The 23,473-nt window shown below is 66.5% G+C and carries 23 protein-coding genes; 18 read left to right on the top strand and 5 right to left on the bottom strand.

Going from position 1 to position 23,473, the window contains the following annotated elements:
• Positions 1 to 388: membrane dipeptidase (locus Q0O97_RS12290; RefSeq protein WP_294929538.1), on the top strand; the 388-nt coding region annotated here is incomplete at its 5' end.
• A 6-nt stretch (positions 389 to 394) separates the two neighbouring features.
• Here Q0O97_RS12290 and Q0O97_RS12285 read toward each other — a convergent pair.
• The 3 genes from Q0O97_RS12285 to Q0O97_RS12275 all read right to left on the bottom strand — a co-directional run bounded on the left by Q0O97_RS12285 (position 395) and on the right by Q0O97_RS12275 (position 4,278).
• The gene (locus Q0O97_RS12285) at positions 395 to 1,438 is read right to left on the bottom strand and encodes a GGDEF domain-containing protein (protein WP_294929536.1); all 1,044 of its coding nucleotides are present in this window, start codon (positions 1,436 to 1,438) and stop codon (positions 395 to 397) included.
• A gap of 8 nt (positions 1,439 to 1,446) precedes the next feature.
• Positions 1,447 to 2,025, bottom strand: a complete 579-nt coding sequence (locus Q0O97_RS12280; protein WP_294929533.1) for a heme NO-binding domain-containing protein — start codon at positions 2,023 to 2,025, stop codon at positions 1,447 to 1,449.
• 63 nt (positions 2,026 to 2,088) lie between these two features.
• The gene (locus tag Q0O97_RS12275) at positions 2,089 to 4,278 is read right to left on the bottom strand and encodes a ComEC/Rec2 family competence protein (protein WP_294929531.1); all 2,190 of its coding nucleotides are present in this window, start codon (positions 4,276 to 4,278) and stop codon (positions 2,089 to 2,091) included.
• 116 nt (positions 4,279 to 4,394) lie between these two features.
• Between Q0O97_RS12275 and gltX the strand changes: the two genes are divergently transcribed.
• The 14 genes from gltX (at position 4,395) to Q0O97_RS12205 (ending at position 17,427) form a co-directional block, all read left to right on the top strand.
• On the top strand, positions 4,395 to 5,789 hold the full coding sequence (gene gltX / locus Q0O97_RS12270) for a glutamate--tRNA ligase (RefSeq protein WP_294929529.1): 1,395 nt from the start codon (positions 4,395 to 4,397) through the stop codon (positions 5,787 to 5,789).
• A gap of 53 nt (positions 5,790 to 5,842) precedes the next feature.
• Complete coding sequence (locus Q0O97_RS12265) at positions 5,843 to 7,135, top strand: citrate synthase (RefSeq protein WP_294929526.1); 1,293 nt, start codon at positions 5,843 to 5,845, stop codon at positions 7,133 to 7,135.
• Positions 7,136 to 7,240: 105 nt separating this feature from the next.
• Entirely contained in the window at positions 7,241 to 7,933 is a 693-nt protein-coding gene (locus tag Q0O97_RS12260; RefSeq protein WP_294929524.1) for an SDR family oxidoreductase, read from the top strand.
• 79 nt (positions 7,934 to 8,012) lie between these two features.
• Positions 8,013 to 8,516 (top strand): preprotein translocase subunit SecG, encoded by a 504-nt coding sequence (secG, locus tag Q0O97_RS12255; RefSeq protein WP_294929522.1) that lies wholly within the window; start codon positions 8,013 to 8,015, stop codon positions 8,514 to 8,516.
• A 145-nt stretch (positions 8,517 to 8,661) separates the two neighbouring features.
• The gene (locus Q0O97_RS12250) at positions 8,662 to 10,305 is read left to right on the top strand and encodes a CTP synthase (RefSeq protein ID WP_294929519.1); all 1,644 of its coding nucleotides are present in this window, start codon (positions 8,662 to 8,664) and stop codon (positions 10,303 to 10,305) included.
• 53 nt (positions 10,306 to 10,358) lie between these two features.
• Positions 10,359 to 10,835 carry a hypothetical protein gene (locus tag Q0O97_RS12245; protein ID WP_294929516.1) on the top strand — a complete coding sequence of 159 codons (477 nt, stop codon included), beginning with the start codon at positions 10,359 to 10,361 and terminating at the stop codon, positions 10,833 to 10,835.
• A 56-nt stretch (positions 10,836 to 10,891) separates the two neighbouring features.
• The gene (ppk2, locus tag Q0O97_RS12240) at positions 10,892 to 11,803 is read left to right on the top strand and encodes a polyphosphate kinase 2 (RefSeq protein ID WP_294929514.1); all 912 of its coding nucleotides are present in this window, start codon (positions 10,892 to 10,894) and stop codon (positions 11,801 to 11,803) included.
• 68 nt (positions 11,804 to 11,871) lie between these two features.
• On the top strand, positions 11,872 to 12,165 hold the full coding sequence (locus Q0O97_RS12235) for a DUF1330 domain-containing protein (RefSeq protein WP_294929511.1): 294 nt from the start codon (positions 11,872 to 11,874) through the stop codon (positions 12,163 to 12,165).
• 131 nt (positions 12,166 to 12,296) lie between these two features.
• Entirely contained in the window at positions 12,297 to 12,683 is a 387-nt protein-coding gene (locus tag Q0O97_RS12230) for a TerB family tellurite resistance protein (protein ID WP_366125255.1), read from the top strand.
• Between the two features lie 60 nt (positions 12,684 to 12,743).
• The gene (locus tag Q0O97_RS12225) at positions 12,744 to 13,607 is read left to right on the top strand and encodes an amino acid ABC transporter ATP-binding protein (protein WP_294929507.1); all 864 of its coding nucleotides are present in this window, start codon (positions 12,744 to 12,746) and stop codon (positions 13,605 to 13,607) included.
• Between the two features lie 4 nt (positions 13,608 to 13,611).
• Positions 13,612 to 14,334 (top strand): transporter substrate-binding domain-containing protein, encoded by a 723-nt coding sequence (locus tag Q0O97_RS12220; protein WP_294929505.1) that lies wholly within the window; start codon positions 13,612 to 13,614, stop codon positions 14,332 to 14,334.
• A gap of 55 nt (positions 14,335 to 14,389) precedes the next feature.
• Complete coding sequence (locus tag Q0O97_RS12215) at positions 14,390 to 15,268, top strand: ABC transporter permease subunit (protein ID WP_294929504.1); 879 nt, start codon at positions 14,390 to 14,392, stop codon at positions 15,266 to 15,268.
• Positions 15,265 to 16,092, top strand: coding sequence for an ABC transporter permease subunit (locus tag Q0O97_RS12210; RefSeq protein ID WP_294929503.1), 828 nt, complete (start codon positions 15,265 to 15,267; stop codon positions 16,090 to 16,092). The genes Q0O97_RS12215 and Q0O97_RS12210 overlap by 4 nt, the downstream gene beginning before the upstream one ends.
• Positions 16,093 to 16,095: 3 nt before the next feature.
• Positions 16,096 to 17,427, top strand: a complete 1,332-nt coding sequence (locus Q0O97_RS12205; RefSeq protein WP_294929502.1) for a glutamine synthetase family protein — start codon at positions 16,096 to 16,098, stop codon at positions 17,425 to 17,427.
• Here Q0O97_RS12205 and Q0O97_RS12200 read toward each other — a convergent pair.
• Positions 17,409 to 18,665: a glycosyltransferase family 4 protein gene (locus Q0O97_RS12200; protein ID WP_294929500.1), complete on the bottom strand. Its 1,257-nt coding sequence runs from the start codon at positions 18,663 to 18,665 to the stop codon at positions 17,409 to 17,411. The genes Q0O97_RS12205 and Q0O97_RS12200 overlap by 19 nt on opposite strands.
• A gap of 202 nt (positions 18,666 to 18,867) precedes the next feature.
• Between Q0O97_RS12200 and Q0O97_RS12195 the strand changes: the two genes are divergently transcribed.
• A complete protein-coding gene (locus Q0O97_RS12195) occupies positions 18,868 to 20,079 on the top strand; it encodes a cytochrome b/b6 domain-containing protein (protein ID WP_294929499.1) in 1,212 nt (403 codons plus the stop codon).
• Between the two features lie 57 nt (positions 20,080 to 20,136).
• Here the strand turns inward: Q0O97_RS12195 and ndk are convergent, their stop codons facing one another.
• Entirely contained in the window at positions 20,137 to 20,559 is a 423-nt protein-coding gene (gene ndk, locus Q0O97_RS12190) for a nucleoside-diphosphate kinase (protein ID WP_294929498.1), read from the bottom strand.
• Positions 20,560 to 20,719: 160 nt separating this feature from the next.
• On the opposite strand from ndk, the gene abc-f reads away from it, so the two are divergent.
• Positions 20,720 to 22,579, top strand: coding sequence for a ribosomal protection-like ABC-F family protein (abc-f, locus tag Q0O97_RS12185; RefSeq protein WP_294929497.1), 1,860 nt, complete (start codon positions 20,720 to 20,722; stop codon positions 22,577 to 22,579).
• A gap of 105 nt (positions 22,580 to 22,684) precedes the next feature.
• Entirely contained in the window at positions 22,685 to 23,419 is a 735-nt protein-coding gene (locus Q0O97_RS12180; RefSeq protein ID WP_294929496.1) for a MipA/OmpV family protein, read from the top strand.
• Positions 23,420 to 23,473: the final 54 nt, after the last annotated feature.

Genomic DNA, 23,473 nt, shown 5'->3' with positions numbered 1-23,473 from the left:
GGTCGCCAGCCATTCCGGCGTCCATGCGATTTCGGCCAGTTCGCGCAACCTGACCGACCGGCAGTTGCGCATGATCGCGGAAACGGGCGGGCTGGTCGGGCTGAACTTCGCCTCGGGCTTCCTGCGTCCCGATGGGCGGCGCCTGCCCGTCGAGGGTTTCGACATCATCCTGCGCCACCTCGACCATCTGCTTGGAATTCTGGGCGAGCATGGCGTGGCCCTCGGCTCGGATTTCGACGGCGCGCTGATGCCGCAAGAGATCGAGGACGCCGCATCCCTGCCCAGGCTGATCCAGGCGATGCTGGCCCACGGCTACGACCGCAAACTGGTCGAAAGGATCGCCTGCGGCAACTGGATCGGGGTGCTGCGCCGCACCTGGGGCGGCTGAAGCCGCTCATTCCGCCAGCCTCCGCAAGGGGTGGGCGGGCGCGTCCTCCAACGGCACCGGCTGGGCCAGCGGCAACTCCTCCTCGGGCTGGCCGTGGATCATCGCCCGGCCCCGCCCGTTCGCCTTGGCCGCATAAAGCGCGGCATCGGCATCGGCCAGCATGCGCATGGGTTCGGGACGCTTGTAATATTGCGATTCGGCGATGCCGATGCTGGCGGAAACACGGGCCAGCCCATCGCTCACCCGGATCGGCTGGCCGATGCGCGCGATGATGCGCCGCGCCAGCCGCAGCAGGTCCGTGCCGCACCCGGTGAGCGGCAGGACCAGGACGAATTCGTCCCCGCCAAGCCGGGCAACGGTATCGCTGGCCCGCGTTTCCTGCCGCAAGACAAGGGCCACATGCTGCAAGACCCTGTCACCGGCCCCATGTCCCCAACGGTCGTTGACCTGCTTGAAATAGTCCAGATCGAGGGTCATCACCGCAAAGGGCTGGCCGGCAGCCTTGCGGCCAGCCTGGCGCAGCGCAAGCTCCAGCCCCCGGCGGTTTGCCGACCCCGTCAGCGGGTCGATGCTGGCCTGCCGTTCGGCGCGACGGCGCGCGGATTCAAGCTGGCCGCTGAACAGCGCAAGCTCTCGCTGCACGGCGGCGTTGGCTTCGTGCAGGAAAAGCAGCTCCATCGTCAGTTCCGAAGGTGCGAAATCGGCATCCGTCAGGCCGAAGTCGCGCACCGCAGAAACCAGTCCAACGCCGAAACCAAGGTTCAGCAGGGCCGAGCCGGATTCGGACAGAACCCCGTGCCCGCGCAGCACCGTCGCCGGAAAGGCGCGCAGACGCAGCAGCAACCTGTTGCGCCCATCCAGGTGGGGGATCAGTTCCGCATGACCCCGCGCCAGAGCGCGGGGCCGGTCGATGGCAAAGACATCGTCGAAATGGCGGCTGCCGCCGATCACGCGCCGCAGCGTGGGACCGGCCCGCAGGATCCTGCCATCGGGACCAAGCTGCAGCGACATCGGCAACAGCCGCGCGATCAGGGACGCATCGAAGCCCATCCGCCTGCTTACGCCCCCTGCACGGCGGCGGTGCCGGAATGGATGGCGAAGGGGCGGCTTTGCGCATATTGCCCGTCCAGAACCGACAGGCGGACGCCGTCGCCGCCAGCCTCGATCAATGCCAGCACGCCGTAATCGTCGGCCATCCCACGCAGCGCGCCCGCGATCATCCAGGGCAGGCCCGCCTGCCATTCGCGGCCCTGGATCAGGTAGCTGTCCGCGCCCAGCAAGGTCACCGTCACCGCCGGAATCGCGATATCGGGCAGGACCATCCGCGCGCGGCCCGGCAATTCCTCGAGCGACAGGACGAACTCGCCGAAATCGCCGCCGCTGAAACGCAGCAAACGGCGAATCGCCTCGCACCGGATCAGGCTGGCGCCCGTATCCTCAAGGATCTCGCACCCTGATTTGCCGAGGATGTCCGAAGCGGCATGCAACAGCGCATCCGTCACCGCGCCGCTGTAACGGTGCAGGCCGTTGAAACCGTCGGGATTGCAGCCCGCCGCCTGCGCGATTCGCTGCCAGACCCCTTGCCCATAGCCCTCGCGCAGAAAATGTTCGATCGAGCGGTTGACCAGACCGTGCATGTTTTCCCGTTCTCCGCCATCAGATTGCAGTCATGTCCAGTTTCCACTGTTCCGGTTCCGTTTTCATCCATTACCTGCAAAGCCGGTTAACGGGCGGAAAGGACGATGGCTGGTCCTGCTCCACCGCCGCAGGCCGGAAAGCTGGGCGGTCGTGACCATGCGCGGGCCTTGCGCGGTCAGCCAGATCGCCACGGCCCCCTCGCGCCGCAAGGCTTGAAGATCGAGGACGAGGCAGGCCTCTTCGGTCCAGGGCGCATCGGTGACGATGATGGTCCGGGGCAGGCATTCGCGCCGCAGGGCCTGCTGGTCGAATTTCCCCGTGGCGTGAACCAGGCGCAGGCCGGTGCCGCCGCGGGCGATCTGCGCCTGGCGCAGATTGCGCGGGCCATGCCATGCCTCGCGCCCGGCGGAAACCGCCTGCGGGACCGAATCGCCGTCATCCGCCAGCCAGTTGCCGATGGCGAAGGCCCCGCCCGCCGGTTTTGAAACCGCGCGTCCCTGCGCCGTCATCACCCCCACGGCATTGCCCTCGGCCGAGATCAGGACATCGGGCCGCCGATCCGTCAGCCATGCCGCCAGCGCCAGCACCAGTAGCGCCCCGCCCGCCGCGAATACCGGCGCGGGCGCGGGCCAGCCACGGATACGCACCAGCCTGCGCCGCGAAAGCGCGGCCAGCATCATGCCCGCGCCGATCAGCGGCACCACCTGGGGCGGCGGCAGGGGCACCAGCAGGTCGGCGCCGCGCAAGCCCGCGATCCATTCCGAGACCAGGATCATCCAGCGCGCGCCCATGCCCATGATCCACAGGGCCAGCCCCTCCAGCCCGAACGGGGCCAGGAGCAGCGCGATCACGCCCATGTTCATCACCGCCGCCCCCATCACCGGCACGACCAGCATGTTCGCCAGCAGCCCGTATTGCGAGATGCGTCCGAAATGCGCCGCCGCGATGGGTCCGGTCGCAAGCCCGGCAAAAACCGAGGTCAGCAACAGCAGCAGCACCGCATGGCTCCACTTCGGCAAATGGCGCGCGGCGGCCTGCCAGGGCGAGGCCATCAGCACCAGCACGACCGTGGCAGCAAAGCTCATCTGGAAACTGGGCGAGACCAGCGCCTCGGGCGTCAGCACCAGCACGATCAGCCCGGCGATGGCCACCGTGCGCAGCGAGATCGCCCGGCGGTCGAACAGGATCGCGGCCAGCATGACGGCGACCATGATATAGGCCCGCTCGGTCGCGACACCGCCGCCGGACAGCCACAGATAGCCCGTCGCCGCGACCAGCGCCGCGGCTGCCGCCAGCTTGTGCAGCGGCAGCGCGGCGGTCCGGCCCAGCAGGGCCAGCGCCAGCCCCTGCGCCGCCACGCCCAGGAACCGCGTCGTTCCATAGACGAAGGCCGCCAGCATCGTCATGTGCAGCCCCGAGATCGAGATGATATGATAGAGGCTGGAGATCCGCATCACCTCATTCGTGGCCTCGGCGATGCCCGAGCGGTCGCCGGTCATCAGCGCCGCCGAAACCGCGCCGGCCTGCCCCCCGATTCGCTGCTGTATGGCCTGCGACAGGTCCATCCGCAGCCGGTGCAGCGCCATGACGCCGCCTTGCTGCGGATCGGCTGCGCGCAGGATCGGGGTGCGGGTATAGCCCACGGCCCCCAGCCCCTCGAACCAGGCCATGCGGCGGAAATCGAATCCTTGCGGGTCCGCCGGGCCGGGCGGCGGTCCCAGGTGCCCGGTCAGCATCACATGTTCGCCCGGCGCTGGCGGGTCGGTGGCGTTCATCAGCGACAGCCGCACCTTTTTCGGCACCCGGTCGGGGGCCATGTTGCGCAGCACCACCCGGTCCAGCGTCACCCGGATACGATCGCGCGCGGATCGGTCGATGCCGGCCACCCGCCCCTCGATCGGGCCGTAATAGCGAAACTCCAGCACCGGGGCGGCGACCAGGTGCGAGCGCGCGCCCACGACCAGCACCCCCGCCGCGACCAGCCCGGCCGACACGGCAGCCAGGAACAACCGTTCCTGCAAAACCGGGCCAAGGGGCAGGCGCCGCAGCAACAGGCAGGCCAGGATCGTCGCCACCACCACCGTTCCGGCGATCAGGTAGGTCCCGAGTCCGGGTTCATGGCGCAGCCCGAACCACCAGCCGATTCCGACCGACAGCCAGAACGGCACCCAGACGACGAATCCCGCCCGCGTGACCGCCGAGGCACGCGGCACCGCCCGGCCCGGCGCTGGGTTGATGGTAGCGGATGTCATCGCCGATCCTTGTCCTTCGCCCGCCGCTTCAGTATTTCTGATGCGAGTTTGCCACGCGGCGCTTACCAAAAGGTTAACCGCCGTCGTCTGAAATCTTCGTCACAAGCAAGGCCGCCATGTCCGCTGAAACGCCCGTCGTCACCCGGTTCGCCCCTTCCCCCACTGGTTATCTGCATATCGGCGGCGCAAGGACCGCGCTGTTCAACTGGCTTTATGCGCGCGGCCGCGGTGGGAAGTTCCTGCTGCGGATCGAGGACACCGACCGCGCCCGCTCCACCCCGCAGGCGACCGAGGCGATTCTGAAGGGCCTGGAATGGCTGGGCCTCGACTGGGACGGGGAACCCGTCAGCCAGTTCGCCGGGCACGAACGCCACGCCGAGGTCGCGCGCGAGATGTTGGCGAGTGGCGCGGCCTACAAATGCTTTTCGACCCCCGAGGAGATCGCCGAATGGCGCGAGGCGCATCCGCGCCAGCCCTTTGCCAGCCCCTGGCGCGACGCCGATCCCGCGACCCATCCCGACGCGCCCCATGCCATCCGCCTGCGCGCACCCCGCGAAGGCCGGACGGTGGTGCGCGACGCGGTGCAGGGCGACGTGACCGTCGGCAACGACCAGTTGGACGACATGGTGCTGCTGCGCTCGGACGGGACGCCCACCTATATGCATGCGGTGGTGGTGGACGATCACGACATGGGCGTGACCCATGTCATCCGGGGCGACGACCACCTGACCAATGCCGCGCGCCAGATCCAGATCTATCAGGCGATGGGCTGGGATATCCCGGTCTTTGCCCATATCCCGCTGATCCACGGGGCCGACGGCAAGAAGCTGTCCAAGCGCCACGGCGCGGTCGGCCTGCACGAATATGCCGCGATGGGCTATCCCGCCTGTGCCATGCGCAACTACCTGGCCCGGCTGGGGTGGAGCCACGGCGACGACGAACTGTTCGACGATGCGCAGGCCCGCGAATGGTTCGACCTTGCGGGGATCGGCAAGGCCCCCGCGCGGCTGGATTTCAAGAAGCTGGAACATGTCAGCGGCTATCACCTTTCGCGCATGTCCGAGGACCGGCTGCTGGACGAAATCGCGGGCTTCCTGCGCGAAACCGGCCAGCCTGCGCTGTCCGATCTGCAAATCTCGCGAATGCGGCCCGTCCTGACCCAGCTTGCGCAAAAGGCCCGCAACCTGCCGCAACTGCTGGAACAGGCGCATTTCGCGCTGATCGAGCGCCCCGTGCAGCCCGATGAAAAGGCGCAGAAGGCGCTGGATCCGGTATCCCACGGCATACTGAAGGAATTGACTGCCGAATTGCGCGGTGCTACTTGGCGCAGGGACGAATTGGAGGCGATCGCCAAGAAGGTTGCTGAAGCGCATGATCTGGGGCTTGGCAAGATCGCCGCGCCGCTCAGATCCTGCCTGGCAGGCCGGACATCGACCCCCAGCGTATTCGACATGATGATTGCTCTTGGCCGGGATGAGGTGCTGGCCCGGTTGCACGACCAACTGGGCTGAGGCCCGGCCCAATATGCCGGCCAAGGCCGGCCACAGGTGAAAGGAACCCGGAAATGGCAGAAGCGAAAACCGCAAAGGTGACGGTCAAGGGCAAGGAATACGACCTGCCCCTGCTGTCGCCCACGGTCGGGCCGGATGCGATCGACATCCGCAAGCTGTATGGCGAGGCGGATGTCTTTACCTTCGACCCCGGCTTCACTTCGACCGCATCCTGCGAATCGACGATCACCTATATCGACGGCGACAAGGGCGAGCTGTGGTATCGCGGCTACCCGATCGAGCAGTTGGCGGCGAATTCCAACTATCTGGAAACCTGCTATCTGCTGCTTTACGGCGAATTGCCCAGCCGTGAACAGATGGCCGATTTCCACAAGCGCGTGACCCGTCACACGATGGTCCACGAACAGATGCACAACTTCTTCCGCGGCTTCCGCCGCGACGCGCATCCGATGGCGACGATGGTGGGCGTGGTCGGCGCGATGTCGGCCTTCTACCACGACAGCGTGGACATCAACGACCCCTGGCAGCGCGAGGTCGCCTCGATCCGCATGATCGCCAAGCTGCCGACGATCGCCGCGATGGCCTACAAGTATTCGATGGGCCAGCCCTTCGTCTATCCGCGCAACGACCTTGATTATGCGTCGAACTTCCTGCGCATGTGCTTTGCCGTCCCGACCGAGGATTACGTCGTCTCGCCGGTTCTGTCCAAGGCGATGGACCGCATCATGATGCTGCATGCCGATCATGAGCAGAACGCCTCGACCTCGACCGTGCGCCTGGCGGGTTCCTCGGGGGCCAATCCCTTCGCCTGCGTCGCGGCGGGCATCGCCTGCCTGTGGGGTCCGGCGCATGGCGGCGCGAACCAGGCCTGCCTGGAGATGCTGCGCGAAATCGGCACCGTGGACCGCATCCCCGAATTCATCAAGCGCGCCAAGGACAAGGACGATTCCTTCCGCCTGATGGGCTTCGGGCACCGCGTCTACAAGAACTTCGACCCGCGCGCCAAGGTGATGAAGGAATCCGCCGACGAGGTCCTGGCCCTGCTGGGCGTCGATGACAACGAGACCCTGCAAGTCGCCAAGGAGCTTGAGCGCATCGCGCTCGAGGACGAGTATTTCGTCGAGAAGAAGCTTTACCCCAACGTCGATTTCTATTCGGGCATCATCCTTGAGGCGATGGGCTTCCCGACCTCGATGTTCACGCCGATCTTCGCGATCTCGCGCACGGTGGGCTGGGTCGCGCAGTGGAAGGAAATGCTGGCCGATCCGCAGAACAAGATCGGCCGTCCGCGCCAGCTTTACGTCGGGGCGCTGCGCCGCGACTATCTTGCGATCAGCAAGCGCTGATCCCCTGACCCGCGAAAAAAGGCCCCGCCATCCGCGCGGGGCCTTTTTGTCGCGCACGTGCCGGCGGGGCTTGCGTCGCCACCAAAGCAGTGCCAAACCCCCGCCATGACACAGAACGATCCCGCATCCCGAAAGGTGGCGCTGGTCACGGGCGCCTCGCGCGGCCTTGGCGCGGCGCTTGCCGAAGATCTCGCCTCGCGCGGATGGCATGTGCTGGCCGTGGCCCGCACCACCGGCGCGCTCGAGGAACTGGACGACCGCATCCGCAAGGCGGGCGGCTCGGCCACGCTGGCGCCGATGGACGTGACCAACCCCGAGGCGATGATCCAGATGGTCAAGGCCGTGCTTGGCCGCTGGGGCGGCATCGACCTCTGGGCGCATACGGCCATCCACGCGGCCCCGCTGTCGCCCGCGCCCCATATCGATCCCAAGGATTTCGCCAAGGCGGTCGATCTGAACGTCACCGCCACCCACGGGCTGATCGCGCTGATCGAGCCGCTGCTGCGCGGGCGGCGCGGCGCGGCGCTGTTTTTCGACGATCCCCGCGCGGGCCAGAAGTTCATGGGCAATTACGGCGCCACCAAGGCCGCGCAGATCGCGCTGGCGCGCAGTTGGCAGGCGGAAAGCGAACAGGTCGGCCCCGCCGTCCATATCGCCAGCCCCGCACCCATGCCGACGGCGATCCGCGCCCGCTTCTTCCCCGGCGAGAATCGCGACACCCTGACCCCCTGCCGCGACGAGGCCGCCCGCATCCTGTCCGGGATCCTGGGTCCGGTGGGCCATCCGTCGCAGGAATGAACCAAAGCCCGCCCCGCCCGCTTGCCAAGCAGCGTCGCGGTGACTAGATAGACCCGTCGAAGAAAGAAAGGCGCTCGTCGTGGAAAACATCGTGCTGACCGTGCACCTGCTCTTGGCCCTTGCGCTGATTGCGCTGGTCCTGTTGCAGCGGTCCGAAGGCGGGGGCCTTGGTATCGGCGGAGGCGGTGGCGGCGGCGTCATGACCGGGCGCCAGGCCGCGAACGCGCTGACCCGCGTCACCTGGATCCTGGCGGTGGCCTTCCTTGCCACCTCGGTGACGCTGACGATCATCGCGGCGCGCGACGTGTCCAGCGGCTCGGTGCTGGACCAGCTTGACCTGGGCAATCCGACGATGCCCGCGCCTTCCTCGGGGATGCCGGACATGCCCGCATATGTGCCCCCGCCCCCGGCGGCGGGCCAGCCGATCACGCCGCCCTCGGCCTCTGCCCCCGCGGATGAGGCGGCGCAAGCCGCACCCGCCGAGGCGGCACCCGAGCAAGCCGCACCCGTCACCCCGCCCGCAGCGGCTGCGCCCCGGGACGAACCGGCCGATCCGGCGCCCGCGCAGCCCGCAGGCAACTGACCACGAAAATCGGGGGCGCAACTTGCGCCCCTTGGCTTGAATTGCGGTCCGTTGCGGCGAGCGGAAGAATCGGTTATAGCCATTCTCCCGTGATGCCGGTCCGGCTGGGCCGCGCTTGAACTGTTCTAAGGATCACGGGACCCCAATGGCGCGTTACATCTTCATCACCGGCGGCGTGGTTTCCTCACTCGGCAAGGGGCTGGCCTCGGCGGCGCTTGGCGCGCTCTTGCAGGCACGCGGCTACAGCGTCCGGCTGCGCAAGCTGGACCCCTATCTGAACGTCGATCCGGGCACCATGTCGCCCTTTGAACATGGCGAGGTCTTCGTGACCGACGACGGCGCGGAAACCGATCTGGACCTGGGCCATTACGAGCGTTTCACCGGCGTCTCGGCGCGCAAGACCGATTCGATTTCCGCGGGCCGCATCTATTCCAACGTGCTGGATAACGAACGCCGGGGCGCCTACCTGGGCAAGACGATCCAGGTCATTCCCCATGTGACGAACGAGATCAAATCCTTCCTGGAAATCGGCAGCGACGAGGTCGATTTCATGCTGTGCGAGATCGGCGGCACCGTCGGCGACATCGAGGGCCTGCCCTTCTTCGAGGCGATCCGCCAGTTCACCCACGAACGCCCGCGCGGCGAATGCATCCTGATGCACCTGACGCTGCTGCCCTACCTTGCCGCCAGCGGAGAGTTGAAGACCAAGCCCACGCAGCACAGCGTCAAGGAGTTGCAATCCATCGGCCTTGCGCCCGATGTGCTGGTCTGCCGCAGCGAACAGCCGATCCCGGAAAAGGAACGCGCCAAGATCGCGCTGTTCTGCAACGTCCGCCCCGACGCCGTGATTCCCGCCTACGACCTGAAATCCATCTACGAGGCGCCCCTGGCCTATCACCGCGCGGGGCTGGACCGCGCGGTGCTGGATGCCTTCCAGATCAGCCCTGCCCCGCGCCCCGACCTGACCCGGTGGGAGGACGTGATGGACCGGCTGAACAATGCCGAGGGCAAGGTCCAGATCGCCGTCGTCGGCAAATATACCCAGCTCGAGGACGCCTATAAATCCATCGCCGAGGCCCTGACCCACGGCGGCATGGCCAACCGCACCCGCGTCCGCGCCGAATGGATCGACAGCGAAAGGCTGGAACGCGAGGGCACGCATCTGCTGGACGGCTTCAACGGCATCATCGTCCCCGGCGGTTTCGGCGAACGCGGGACCGAAGGCATGATCGCCGCCGCCAGATATGCCCGCGAAAAGAAGGTGCCCTACTTGGGCATCTGCCTTGGCATGCAGATGGCCGTGATCGAGGCCGCGCGCAACCTTGCCGGCCTGCCCGATGCGGGTTCCGAGGAATTCGACCACGAGGCCGGCAAGCAGCGCTTCACCCCGATCGTCTATCACCTCAAGGAATGGGTGCAGGGCAATTACATGGTCAACCGCTCGATCGACGACGACAAGGGCGGGACGATGCGACTTGGCGCCTATACGGCGGTGCTGGCGCCGGACAGCCGCATCTCGCAGATCTACGACGGCGCGACCGAGATCGAGGACCGCCACCGCCACCGCTACGAGGTCGACGCCAGCTATCGCGCGCAGCTTGAGGCGGCGGGGCTGAAATTCTCGGGCATGTCGCCGGACGGGAAACTGCCCGAGGTGGTCGAGCATGCAGACCATCCGTGGTTCATCGGCGTCCAGGCCCACCCGGAACTGAAATCCAAGCCTTTTGAGCCTGCGCCGCTTTTCGCCGATTTCATCCGCGCGGCCAAGGAAATCGAGCGGCTGGTCTGACCGCCCGCCCGCGACGGCTTGCAAAACGGCCCGTAAAAAGCGCATCCTGCATCATGGCTTTCTGGCGCAGGAAAAACGCGGTGCTGGCCGCGCTGGTCTGTCTTGCCCCGCCCGCGCTGGCGGACGCGCCGCTGTTCGCCATCGACCGGACGCAACTGCCCTTCGACCTGGGTCCCGGCGCGCCCGGCAATTCGCCCGCGCGGGTGACGAACCTGCCCTCGGCCGCCGCCAATTCGCAGGCCAATCCGGCGAACTCATCCGCGACCCGAGCCAATTCGCCGCGCAACCCGGCCAATGAAAAGCGGGTGATCTTCGACGCCGGGGGGCAGGTGCTGGGCTATTACGTTCCCAATGCGGGCGGAACGCTCAACCTGTTCGACCGGGGCGGGGGCCGCGTCGCCTATCGCCCGCGCGGCACCCAAAGCCTGTTTGGCAACGACGGCCGATGGTGCGGCACAGTGGTCGCCACGCAGGACGGCGGCATGGCCTTTGGCGTCACCCCCGAATGCGAGCGCGCGTTCCGCCGCTGATCGCAAGACTGTCACAATCGACCGCTAGAAAGCGGGCAGGTTTTCGCAGGATACGCATGATGAACGACGACGGTTTCAACCCCTGGCTTGACCGGGAACTGGACGACACGCTGGACGAAAACATCGAGATCGAGCTGGAGGACGCCGCCCTTTCGCTGGAAATCGCGCGGATCTATCGCGACACCCACCCCGACATGCTGTCCCGGCGCGTCTATTTCCACGAATTGCTGCGCCTTCAGTCCGAACTGATCAAGTTGCAGGACTGGGTCAGCCACCACAAGGAAAAGGTCGTCGTGATCTTCGAGGGCCGCGACAGCGCGGGCAAGGGCGGCGCGATCAAGCGGATCACGCAGCGGCTCAACCCGCGCATCGCCCGCGTGGTGGCCCTGCCCGCGCCCTCGGACCGCGAAAAGACGCAATGGTATTTCCAGCGTTACGTCCCGCATCTGCCCTCGGGCGGCGAAATCGTGCTGTTCGACCGAAGCTGGTATAACCGCGCCGGGGTCGAGCGCGTGATGGGCTTCGCCACCGAGGATGAGGTGCAGCAGTTCTTCGACGACGTGCCCGAATTCGAGCGGATGCTGGTGCGTTCCGGCATCCGGCTGGTGAAATACTGGTTCTCGATCACGGACGAGGAACAGCAGATGCGCTTTCTGATGCGCATTCACGACCCGCTGAAGCAATGGAAGCTGTCGCCGATGGACCTGCAATCGCGCATCCGGTGGGAAGATTACACCAAGGCGAAAGAGGAAATGTTCGAGCGCACCAACATCCCCGAAGCGCCCTGGTATATCGTCCCCGGCAACGACAAGAAGCGGGCGCGGCTGAACTGCATCGCCCATCTTCTGAGCATGATGCCCTACGCCCCCGTGCCCCATGACGAGGTCCAGTTGCCCGACCGCGTCTTCAATCCCGATTACGAACGCGAGGTGCTGCCGCGCGACCTTTACGTTCCGCAAAACTATTGATCGGGCTTGCCGCTTCGCCACGGCTCTGACATCCTCTTCGGGGTTGCATCGCCAATGCGAGAGAGAACATGCCCAAGGCCTATTGGATCGCCCATGTCGATATCGACGATACCGCCGCATATGACGCCTATCGCCAGGCCAATGCCGCGGCGTTCGCGAAATACGGCGCGCGTTTCCTGGTTCGCGGCGGCCCGCAGGAACAGGTCGAGGGCCATCTGCGCGCCCGCTCGGTCGTGATCGAATTCGCCGACCTGGACACGGCCCGCGCCTGCTATGACAGCCCCGAATATCGCGCCGCGCGCGAATTGCGCGAAAATTGCAGCAAGGCCGACGTGATCATCGTGCAGGGATACGAAATATAACCGCACCCCATGCATTTATCGCTTGTCCTGTAAGGTTTTACTTCTAATCTGCTCGCATGTTCAGAAACCTGCTCACTCGCCTTTTCGGCGAAGAACCTCAGCCGACGCGGTTGTCCCCGCAGGACTCCGAATTGGCCATTGCCGCCTTGCTGGTGCGGGTTGCCCGCGCCGACGACCGCTATGGCCGGGATGAACAGAGCCGTATCGACCAGATCCTGGCCCGGCGCCGGGGGCTGGACATGACCGAGGTGATCGAACATCGCGCCGCCGCCGAGATGATCGAGACCGAGGCCCCCGACACCGTGCGCTTCACCCGCATGATCAAGGATCGCGTCGCGCTGGAGGACCGGCTTGGCGTCATCTCGGCACTGTGGGAGGTTGCCTATGCCGACGGCCGCCGCAGCGCCGAAGAGGAAAGCATCATCCGCCTTGTCTCGGGCCTTCTGGGCATCAGCGACAGCGAATCGGGAATTGCGCGGCAGCAGGTGCTTGAGCAATTGGGAAAGCCCGGCAAGTGACGCTGCGCGAATTTCGATGAAACCGTTGCAATTCAGCGGCGAATATCGCCTCATGGCGGCATGAGCCTATCCGTCGACCCAAGCACGCCCGCCAATGGAATCACCCCCGCGCCGCAACAGGCGCAGAGCGGCGTTCCGGTCATCCAGATCCGCGACCTGCACAAGTCCTATGGCGAGCAAGAGGTGCTGAAGGGCGTCGACCTGGTCGCGCCGCGCGGCCATGTGATCGGGCTGATCGGATCGTCGGGATCGGGCAAGTCCACCCTGCTGCGCTGCTGCAACCTGCTTGAGGACAGCCAGTCCGGCGAGGTGATCTTTGAAGGCGAACCCGTCGCCTGGACCCGCAGCGGCGCGGGCCGCCAGCCCGCCGACCGCAAGCAGTTGCGCCGGTTGCGCACCAACCTTGCGATGGTGTTCCAGCAATTCAACCTGTGGTCGCACATGACCATCCTGCAAAACGTGATGGAGGCCCCCGTCACCGTCCTGGGCCATCCCCCCGCCGAGGTCGAGACCCGCGCCCGCGCCCTGCTGGCCAAGGTCGGCATCGGCGACAAGGCCGACGCCTGGCCCGCGCAGCTTTCGGGCGGCCAGCAGCAGCGCGCCGCCATTGCCCGCGCGCTGTGCATGCAGCCCAAGGCCCTTCTGCTGGACGAACCGACCAGCGCGCTGGACCCCGAATTGCAGCAAGAGGTCGTGCGCGTCATCAAGGACCTTGCCGCCGAACATCGCACCATGCTGCTGGTGACCCACGACATGCGCCTTGCCGCCGATGTCTGCGATCACGTCGTTTTCCTGCATCAGGGCCGCATCGCGGAAGAAGGCCCGCCCGCCCGGATCTTTGGCGCACCGCAGACCGAGCGGTTGCAGCAGTTTCTCAGCGCCACGATGGCGCCCCGCCCCGACATGTCCAACGCAAGTGAGTAGAAAAATGAAAAAACCGATCTTCGCCGCCGCCATCCTTGCCGTGTCCGCCGGGATGGGCATGGGTCAGACCGTCCGCATGGGGACCGAGGGCGCCTATCCTCCGTATAACTTCATCGACGCCAATGGCGACGTGGCGGGGTTCGAGCGCGAACTGGGTGACGAGCTGTGCAACCGCGCCGAACTGGACTGCACCTGGGCCAAGAACGACTGGGATTCGATCATTCCGAACCTCGTCTCGGGCAATTACGACACGATCATGGCCGCGATGAGCATCAACGACGAACGCAAGCAAGTCATCGCCTTCACGCAGAACTACCTGCCGCCCGCGCCCTCGTCCTATGTGGCGATCGACGAAGGCGCCGACCTGGAAGGCGGCGTCGTCGCGGTGCAGACCGGCACGGTCCAGGCGTCCTACGTCGCCGAGACCCCGGCCACCATGATCGAGTTTCCCAATATCGACCAGGTCTTCGCCGCGATCCGCAACGGCGAGGCGGACGCGGGCTTTGGCGACCACGAGGTCGTCCGCCCCTATGTCGAGGACAGCAACGACCTGATCTTCGTCGGCGAGCAGGTCTTTCTGGACGAGGGAATCGGTGTCGGCCTGCGCCAATCCGACAACGATCTGCGCGAAAAGCTGGACACCGCCATCACCGAGATGAAAGAGGACGGCAGCCTGAACGATCTGATCCGCAAGCATTTCGGCGAGGACGCACAGGTTCACGAATGAAATGAGCCGGACACCGCCGCGGGCAGGCACCCGCGGCGGCTGACGGGGCGGGCGCATGTTTTCCTATTGTAGCGATCCATCAGTGCTGGAAGGGTTTACCTGGTTGTCATGCTATCTGACGACCGGCACCCACATGCTGTTCTACGCCAGCTTCGGCACGGTGCTGCTGGTGCTGGCGATCACCGCCCCCGTCGCGCTGCTTTTCGGCTTTGGCGGCGCGATGGCCGCGCGTTCGCGGATCGCGCCGCTGCGCTGGCTTGGCAAGGTCTATACCTCGATGGTGCGCGGGGTGCCCGACATCATCTTCTTCCTGTTCGTCCCGATCGCACTGGACCAGGGGCTGGAATGGCTGCGCAGCCGGTTCTACTGCGACCCCTCGGTTCCCGTCCGGCAGGGCAACGATTTCGTCGTCTGCGCGGCGGCCAAGCTGCCCTTGTCCTCCAGCCCGTCGTGGGTGCATGACATCTACGGCATCGCGCTGGCGATCATCGCCTTTTCCGTCGTCTTCGGCGCCTTCGCGGCCAATGTGCTTTACGGCGCGATGGGCGCGGTGCCGCGCGCGCAGATCGAAACCGCCGAGGCCTACGGCTTCACCTCGCGCCAGATCAACCGGCGCATCCTGCTGCCGCAGATGTGGACCTATGCGCTGCCGGGCCTGTCGAACCTGTGGATGATCCTGATCAAGGCCACGCCGCTGCTGTTCATCCTGGGGGTCGAGGATATCGTCTATTGGGCGCGTGAACTGGGCGGCGCCAAGACCCGCGCCTTCGACTATCCCCACCCCGACTGGCGGCTTTACTATTTCCTGGGCGTGCTGGTGTTCTACCTGCTGATGACATGGGTGTCCGAGCGCCTGCTGGACCGCGTCCGGGCGCGGCTGTCGCACGGTCAGGCCACCCTTGCGGGCGAAGCGATGCGGAAGGCCGCCGCATGAACCAGTGCCTTCAGACCATCGCGGATTACGGGCTGCGCGCGTTCGGCTACGGCGAAAGGCTGCTGCCGCGATCCGATTTCACCCTGTGCCAGCAATTCACGCTGATCGGCTCGGGCCTGTTGTGGAACATCTATTTCGCCGTGCTGGCGCTGGCCGCAGGCTTCGTGCTGGCCAATGCGCTGGCGCTGTGCAAGGCCAGCGCCCATCCGCTGCTGCGCAAACCGGCGGAATGGTTCATCTTCGTCTTTCGCGGCAGCCCGCTGTTCATCCAGTTCTTTCTTGCCTACGAGGCGCTTGTGCTGCTGCCCCGCGCGGGCATCGAGATCTTCGGCCTGACCGTCCAGACCGGCTGGGTCACCCGCGCATGGGCCGGTGCGACGCTGGTCCTGATCCTGAACACCGCCGCCTATTCGGCCGAGATCTTCCACGGCGCGCTGCGCAACCTGCCCAGGGGCGAGATCGAGGCGGCCGACGCCTACGGATTTTCCGGCTGGCAGCGGTTTCGCAAGATCGTCTGGCCGACGATGCTGCGGCTGGCCTGGCCGTCTTATACCAACGAGGCGATCTTTCTGTTCCACGCGACGACGCTGGTGTTCTTCTCGGGCTTTCCGGCCTTCCAGCAAAAGGGCGACGCGCTTTATTACGCGCGCTATTTCGCGGAACAGACCTTCAACCCCTTCGTGGCCTATCCCATCGTCGCAGGCTATTTCGTGGCCCTGACGCTGCTGCTGATCTGGGTCTTCGGGTTGATCAACCGGCGGCTGAACCGCCATCTTCCGGGCGCCGCGCGAAAGCTGCGCTACCGGCCCAACCTGATCAGGTGACCCATGCAATGGCTGCAAGAACACCCCGAGGTCAAGACGATCCGCGTCGCCGCCGCCGATCTGAACGGCGTGGCGCGGGGCAAGCGCATCCCCGCCCGCTTTGCCCACAAGATCACGACCGAGGGCACGCGCTTTCCCTATTCCGTCCTGAACATGGACATCTGGGGCGAGGATATCGAGGACAGCCCGCTGGTCTTTCAGGCCGGCGACCCCGACGGGCTGCTGCTGCCCACCGACCGAGGCTTCATGCCCATGCCCTGGCTGGACGCGCCGACGGGGCTGCTGCCCTTGTGGATGTTTCATCCCGATGGTCGGCCCTATGACGGCGATCCGCGTCAGGCGCTGGCGCGCGTGGTCGAACGCTACCGCGCAGCGGGCCTGACCCCCGTCGTCGCGACCGAGCTGGAGTTCTTCCTGATCGACGATTCGGGCGGGCAGTTGCGGGTTCCGCCCAGCCCTCGTTCGGGCAAGCGCCGCACCGGGGCCGAGACGCTGTCCCTGCGGGCGCTGGACGCCTTCGACCGCTTCTTCACCTCGCTTTACGATGCTTGCGAAGCGATGGACATCCCCGCCGACACCGCCATATCCGAGGCCGCACCGGGCCAGTTCGAAATCAACATGATGCACCAGGACGACCCGCTGAAGGCCGCCGACGACGCCTGGCTGTTCAAGATGCTGGTCAAGGGCCTGGCGCGGCAATACGGCTTTGCCGGTTCCTTCATGGCCAAGCCCTACGAGGAATGGAGCGGCTCGGGCATGCATGTCCATTTCTCGGTCCTGGACGGCGCGGGGCGCAACATCTTCGACGACGGCACGGATCGCGGCTCGGACATGCTGCGCCACGCCGTTGCGGGTTGCCTGGCGGCCATGCCCGGCTCGACGCTGCTGTTCGCGCCCCATGAAAACAGCTATGACCGGCTGGTGCCAAACGCCCATGCGCCCACCGGGATCGGCTGGGCCTATGAGAACCGCACCTCGGCCATCCGCATCCCGTCCTCGGGTCCCGCCGCGCGGCGGATCGAGCATCGGGTGGCGGGCGGCGACGTGAACCCCTACCTGACCGTCGCCGCCATCCTCGGCGCCGCGCTGAACGGGATCGAGGATCGCGCGCCCTGCCCCGCCCCCCTTTCGGGCAACGCCTACGACCAGGGGCTGGCGCAACTGCCGGGCACATGGTCGCAGGCCATCGCGGCATTCGCAGGTTGCGACCAGGTCCGCCGCATCTTCCCCGCCCACCTGATCGAGAACCTGCTGATGACCAAGCGGCAGGAGTTGCATTACATGGCCGAACTGACCGATGATGAAACGGTCGAGCTTTACCTGGACACCGTCTGATCCCCCGACCGCACCGGAATGGCGCGCGGCACGACCGGGTGCCCGTCGCGCAGGGCGGTAAAGACCCGATCCAGCGCAGCGCCGAAAGACAGGGTCTCATCCAGAAACGGTCGGCTTTCCGCATGGCATGCAGCGACATGCCGGGCCAGCCGGTCGCGGTCCTGCGCCAGTTCCCGGATGGCGCGGACATAGCCCTGGGTATCGCCGGCGGGCACCACCGTCACCGAATCGGCCAGATAGTTCACCGCCGGGCAGATGTCGGAAACGATGGCGGGCCGTCCCGACAGGATCGTCTCGACCACCACCTGGTTGAAACCTTCGATGAAATCGCGCCGCGTCGGCACGATACCCAATTGGCAGCGCCCGATCACCGCCCTCAGCCGGTCACGGTCGCACCAGCCGTAAAGGCGGAACATCCCCTCCAGCCCATGCGCCGCGATCTGCTGGCGCAGGGCATCCTCGGCGCTGCCGGTGCCGCAGATATGGAACCGGCAATCGCCGCCCCCCATCCGCAACCGGCGCGCGATCTCGACCAGGTCCAGCACGCCCTTGTTCGCCTCGATCCTGCCGACGAAGGCGATATCCAGCGGCTGCGCGTCGATCACGGGGGCGGACATGCCGTCGTAATGTTCGGCACGGTAGAGCGGCAGGAACTCGACCACCGGGCAATGATCCGGCCCGGCAAGCTGGCGCAACTGCCGCGTCACCACGTCCGAACAGCTCAGGACCGCCGCCAGATCCCGCCGGTATCGCGGCGCCATCGCGCGCAGGCGCAGCCGCCCCAGCAGGCCGGGCGCGCGATCCTCGCGCCAGAGGCGGGTATGCAGCGCCTGCACGACCGTCACGCCCCGCCGTATGAGGGGCATGTAATGGGCGGGGCTGGAATCCTCGGTCAGCACGACCAGATTCGCGCCGAACCGGGTCGCATCGCGGATATTCTGCTGCGCCCGGCGCAGCAGCCCGCGGTGATAGGCCAGCCCGCGCCTGCCCTGCGCCGGATCGGGCCTGCGGACGATCGACAGGCCATGCGCCTGCCGTTCCTGCCCCGCCCCGTGATACGAGGTGATCAGCGCCTGCGCCCCGTGACGCCGGCAGGCGTCCATGAACTGGCGCGAATAGGCCACATGCGAGGTCGAGGCGTCGGGCAGGCCGTTCCTCCAGTCCTCGAAAACGCCGAAGGCATTTCCGGGACCGGCTGTATAAAAGACCTTCAGCATCCGCTTTCCCCAGCCAATCATGCCGATCCGCCGGACCGACGCGCCGAACTTGCCGCCGATCCACCATGAAATACCAGATAGCTATCCCGATTTCGTTAAGAATTAATCCACCTGTTGGGAATAAGATCACGAAAACGTCGCTCTGCTTTCGGGGATGGGGATTGTATGGGCTGACACCAATCCATTTCTTGCGCCCCAAGGGCGGCCAGTAGTTGAGGAAGGCATGAAAGCAGGCAATGACAGGCGCGGTTACGGCTGGGTCGCGCGCGCGTTTCACTGGGCCGTCGCCGCACTGATTCTGGCGGCGCTTGGCCTGGGGCTTTATGCGACCAGCCTGCCCTACGACACCGCGGAAGAGGCCGCCCGGTCCTTCCAGGTCTTTTCCGTCCACAAGACCGTCGGGATCACGGTGCTGTTGCTGGCCGGGTTGCGGATCCTGTGGGCCTTGGGCCAGCCTCGGCCCGGCCACCTGCACCCCGACCGGCTGGCCGAGACGCTGCTGGCCACGCTGGTCCATTGGGCGCTTTACATCGGCATGGTGGTGATGCCGCTGTCGGGCTGGCTGCTGCATGCCTCGGCGCCGGGGGCGTTTTCGCGCATCCTGTGGCCCTTTGGCCAGCGCCTGCCCGGCGTGCCCGAGGATCTGGCGCTCAGCGAAAAATTCACGGCCTTTCATGTCACCGGCTGGTTGGTGCTGGCCGTGCTGATCGCGCTGCATGTCGCGGGGGCGCTGAAACATGCGCTGATCGACCGCGACGCAACCCTGGCGCGGATGGCGGGCAAGGCGGAAAACCTGCCCCAGCCCCCCGCCGATCCGCATCGCTGGACGGGCTGGCTGGCGGCGGCCGGCGGGGTGCTGGTCTGGGCCTTTGTCGCCGGTTTCGCATGGCTGGCGCCGACGCCGCCCGCAGCCGATTCTACCCCCCAGGCGATGACGCAGGCCGCCCCAGGCGCGAACGGCTGGACGGTGACGGAAGGCACGCTGAACATCGCGGTGCTGCAAGGGACCAGCACGGTTTCGGGCGGCTTTGGCGATTGGCAGGCGGCCATCGACTACGACCCCGATACCGGGCAGGGCCGGGTCGAGGTGACGATCCAGATCGCTTCGCTGACCCTTGGCGCGGTCAGCGACAGCGCCAAGGGACCCGAGTTCCTGAATGCCGCCGCCTTCCCGCAGGCGCATCTGACCGCCGCGATCACCCCGCCGCAGGCCGAGGGTGAACCGCATCTGGCCGAAGGCGAGTTGACCATCGCGGGCCAGACCGTCCCGGCCCGGATGCCGTTCCAACTGACCATCCAGAACGATCAGGCGCAGGCGCAAGGCGGGCTGACGCTGGACCGGCGCGACTTCGGCGTGGGCGAAACCTACGGCGACGAATCGACCGTAGGCTTTCCGGTCGAGGTCACGTTCGAACTGACCGCCACCCGGAATTGATACGAAAAAGGGCCGCGTCACCCGCGGCCCCTTGAAAACCTGCGAAGCGAAACCGGCTTAGCCGACCAGTTCCAGCCCCGAGAAGAAGAAGGCGATCTCTTGCGCAGCCGTTTCCGGCGCGTCCGAGCCGTGGACCGAATTCTCGCCGACCGACAGCGCGAATTCCTTGCGGATGGTGCCGGGGGCCGCGTCTGCAGGGTTGGTCGCGCCCATCACTTCGCGGTTTTTCGCGATGGCGCCTTCGCCCTCGAGAACCTGCACGACGACGGGTTCGGATGCCATGAACTCGACCAGTTCACCGTAAAAGGGGCGGTCCTTGTGGACTTCGTAGAACTTGCCGGCCTGCTCGGCGGACAGCTTGATGCGCTTTTGCGCGACGATGCGCAGGCCGGCATCCTCGAACTTGGCGTTGATCTTGCCGGTCAGGTTGCGCTTGGTGGCGTCGGGTTTGATGATCGAAAGCGTGCGTTCGATGGCCATGATACAGTCCTTTTGCGTGTTCCGGGCCTGATGGCGCGGATATGGGCGCCCGGTTATCATGCGCCCGGCACATTGAAAAGCGGGCAAGAGCGGCGCGGGTGCCGGAAAATCGCCCTTGCGCCCCATTGACGCCCGCCCTGCCATGCGCCAAGCGGGGCGGATGCTGCGTATCGACGACATATCCTATTCCATCGCGGGCAGGCCGCTGTTCGAACATGCCTCGGCGGTGATCCCGACCGGGCACAAGGTCGGCCTTGTCGGGCCGAACGGCGCGGGCAAGACGACCCTGTTCCGCCTGATCCGGGGCGAGCTTGCGCTGGACGGCGGCGAGATCTCGACCCCCGCCCGCGCACGCATCGGCGGCGTCGCGCAAGAGGCGCCGGGCACAGCCACCAGCGTGCTGGAGACCGTGCTGGCCGCCGACACCGAACGCGCCCGCCTGCTGGCCCAGTCCCAGACCGAGACCGACCCGACGCGCATCGCCGAGATCCAGACGCGGCTGGCCGACATCGACGCCTGGTCGGCCGAGGCGCGCGCCGCCACCATCCTGCGCGGCCTTGGCTTTTCGACGCAGGACCAGGCCCGCCCGACCAGCGATTATTCCGGCGGCTGGCGGATGCGCGTCGCGCTGGCGGGCGTGCTGTTTTCGCAGCCCGACCTGCTGCTGCTGGACGAGCCGACCAACTATCTGGACCTCGAAGGCGCGCTCTGGCTGGAAAGCTACCTGGCGCGCTATCCGCATACGGTCATCGTCATCAGCCACGACCGCGACCTGCTGAACCGCGCGGTCGGCCATATCCTGCACCTGGAAGACCGCAAGCTGGTGCTGTATTCCGGCGGCTACGACACATTCGCGCGCACCCGCGCCGAAAAGCGCGCCCTGCAAGCGGCCGAGGCCAAGAAACAGGACGCCCGCCGCGCCCATCTGCAAAGCTTCGTGGACCGCTTCCGCGCCAAGGCGTCCAAGGCCCGGCAGGCGCAGGCCCGCGTCAAGATGCTGGAGCGGATGGAGCCGATCACCGCCCCCGAGGAAGCCAAGCTGCACCGCTTCACCTTCCCGCAGCCCGAACAGCTTTCGCCGCCGATCGTGCTGCTGGACGGCGTCAGCACCGGCTATGACGGGCGCGCGGTGCTGCGCCGGCTGAACCTGCGCATCGACCAGGACGACCGCATCGCCCTGCTGGGCCGCAACGGGCAAGGGAAATCGACGCTGTCCAAGCTGCTGTCCGGCAGGCTGCCCCCGCTGGAAGGGCGCATCACCCAATCGCCCAAGCTGCGCATCGGCTATTTCGCGCAGCACCAGGTCGATGAGCTGGAGCTGGACGAAACCCCGCTGGACCACGTCCGCCGCCTGCGCCCGGAAGAGGCCCCGGCCAAGCTGCGCGCGCGGCTGGCGGGCTTCGGGCTGATGGCGGATCAGGCGGAAACGCAGGTGCGCGCGCTGTCGGGCGGGCAAAAGGCGCGGCTGTCCTTGCTGCTGGCCACCATCGACGCGCCGCATCTGCTGATCCTGGACGAGCCGACCAACCACCTGGACATCGAATCGCGCGAGGCGCTGACCGAGGCGCTGAACGATTACACCGGCGCGGTGGTGCTGGTCAGTCACGACATGCATTTGCTGAACCTGGTCGCGGACCGGCTGTGGCTGGTCGCGGACGGCGAGGTGCGCCCCTATCAGGACGACCTGGATGCCTATCGCCGGTTGCTGCTGTCGGGCGACGATACCCGACCCGAACCGGCGCGCTCACGGAGACCGGCGGAAACCAAGCCCGCCCGCCCCCCGCGCGAGCAGGTCCTGGAACTGCGCGCCAAGGCCCGCAAGGCCGAGGAACGGGTCGAGAAGCTGACCGCCATGCTGGCCAAGCTGGACGCGATCCTGGCCGATCCGACCACCTATGACGACGCCTTTGAGGCCGAGAAATGGGGCCGCAAGCATGCCGAGGCCAGCGAGGCCATGATCCGCGCGGAAGCACTGTGGCTGGAAGCACTCGAATCGCTGGAAAATGCGCTGAGGGGCTGAAAAATCCTTGCGTCGGGACCCGCGGCGGGGCATCCCGCTGCTGTTCCCGCCAGTGATCCGCCAGCGGCCCCCGATTCCCGATCAAGGATATTAAGGATATTCGCGATGCGCCATCTTGTTGCCCTGCTGATGATGTCGACGCCTCTGGCGGCGCAGGGTCTGGACGGCTATGTGCTGTCGGCCGACATCGGCATCGGCGCGGAATACGGCCCCGCCTATCCCGGCGCCTCTGACAGCGAGGCCTCGCCCTGGTTCATCCTGCGCAATGGCCAGTTGACCCGCCCCGGCGCGGCGGGCCCGACGACGGACGGGTTTTCGGTACTGCCCTCTTTCGGCTATGTCAGCGGACGCGATCAGGACGACCACGAATCGCTGGCCGGCACCGATGACATCGACGCGGCGGGCGAGGTCGGCCTGCGCCTGTCCTACGACCTTGGCCAGACGAAAAGCTATGTCGCGCTGCGCAAGGGATTTGGCGGGCACAGCGGCGTGACCGGCGAATTCGGCGCGAAATACCGTTTCGACCCCTCGGACCGGCTGACGCTGTGGACCGGGGCCGAAGCGCGCTTTGCCGACAGCGACTTCACCCGCACCTATTTCGGCATCTCGGACACCGAGGCACCCAACACCGCCTATTCCGCCTATACGCCCGGCGGCGGGATCTATGCCGCCTCGCTTGGGGTCGAGGCGCGCTATGCCGTCTCGCCCAGCATCGCCCTGCTGGGAGGGGTGGAATACACCCGCCTGCTGGGCGACGCCTCGGATTCTCCGCTGGTCCAGTCCAGGGGCGAACCCAGCGTCAAGCTGGGCGTGGTGCGGCGTTTCGACTTCCGTTTCTGACCGCGCCCGGCTCTGGACCCCGGCGGGCGGGCTGCTTATATCTTTGCACGAACT

The organism is uncultured Paracoccus sp. (assembly GCF_945915435.1).
Lineage (GTDB): Bacteria > Pseudomonadota > Alphaproteobacteria > Rhodobacterales > Rhodobacteraceae > Paracoccus.
This window is presented reverse-complemented; position numbering and strand designations above follow the sequence as displayed.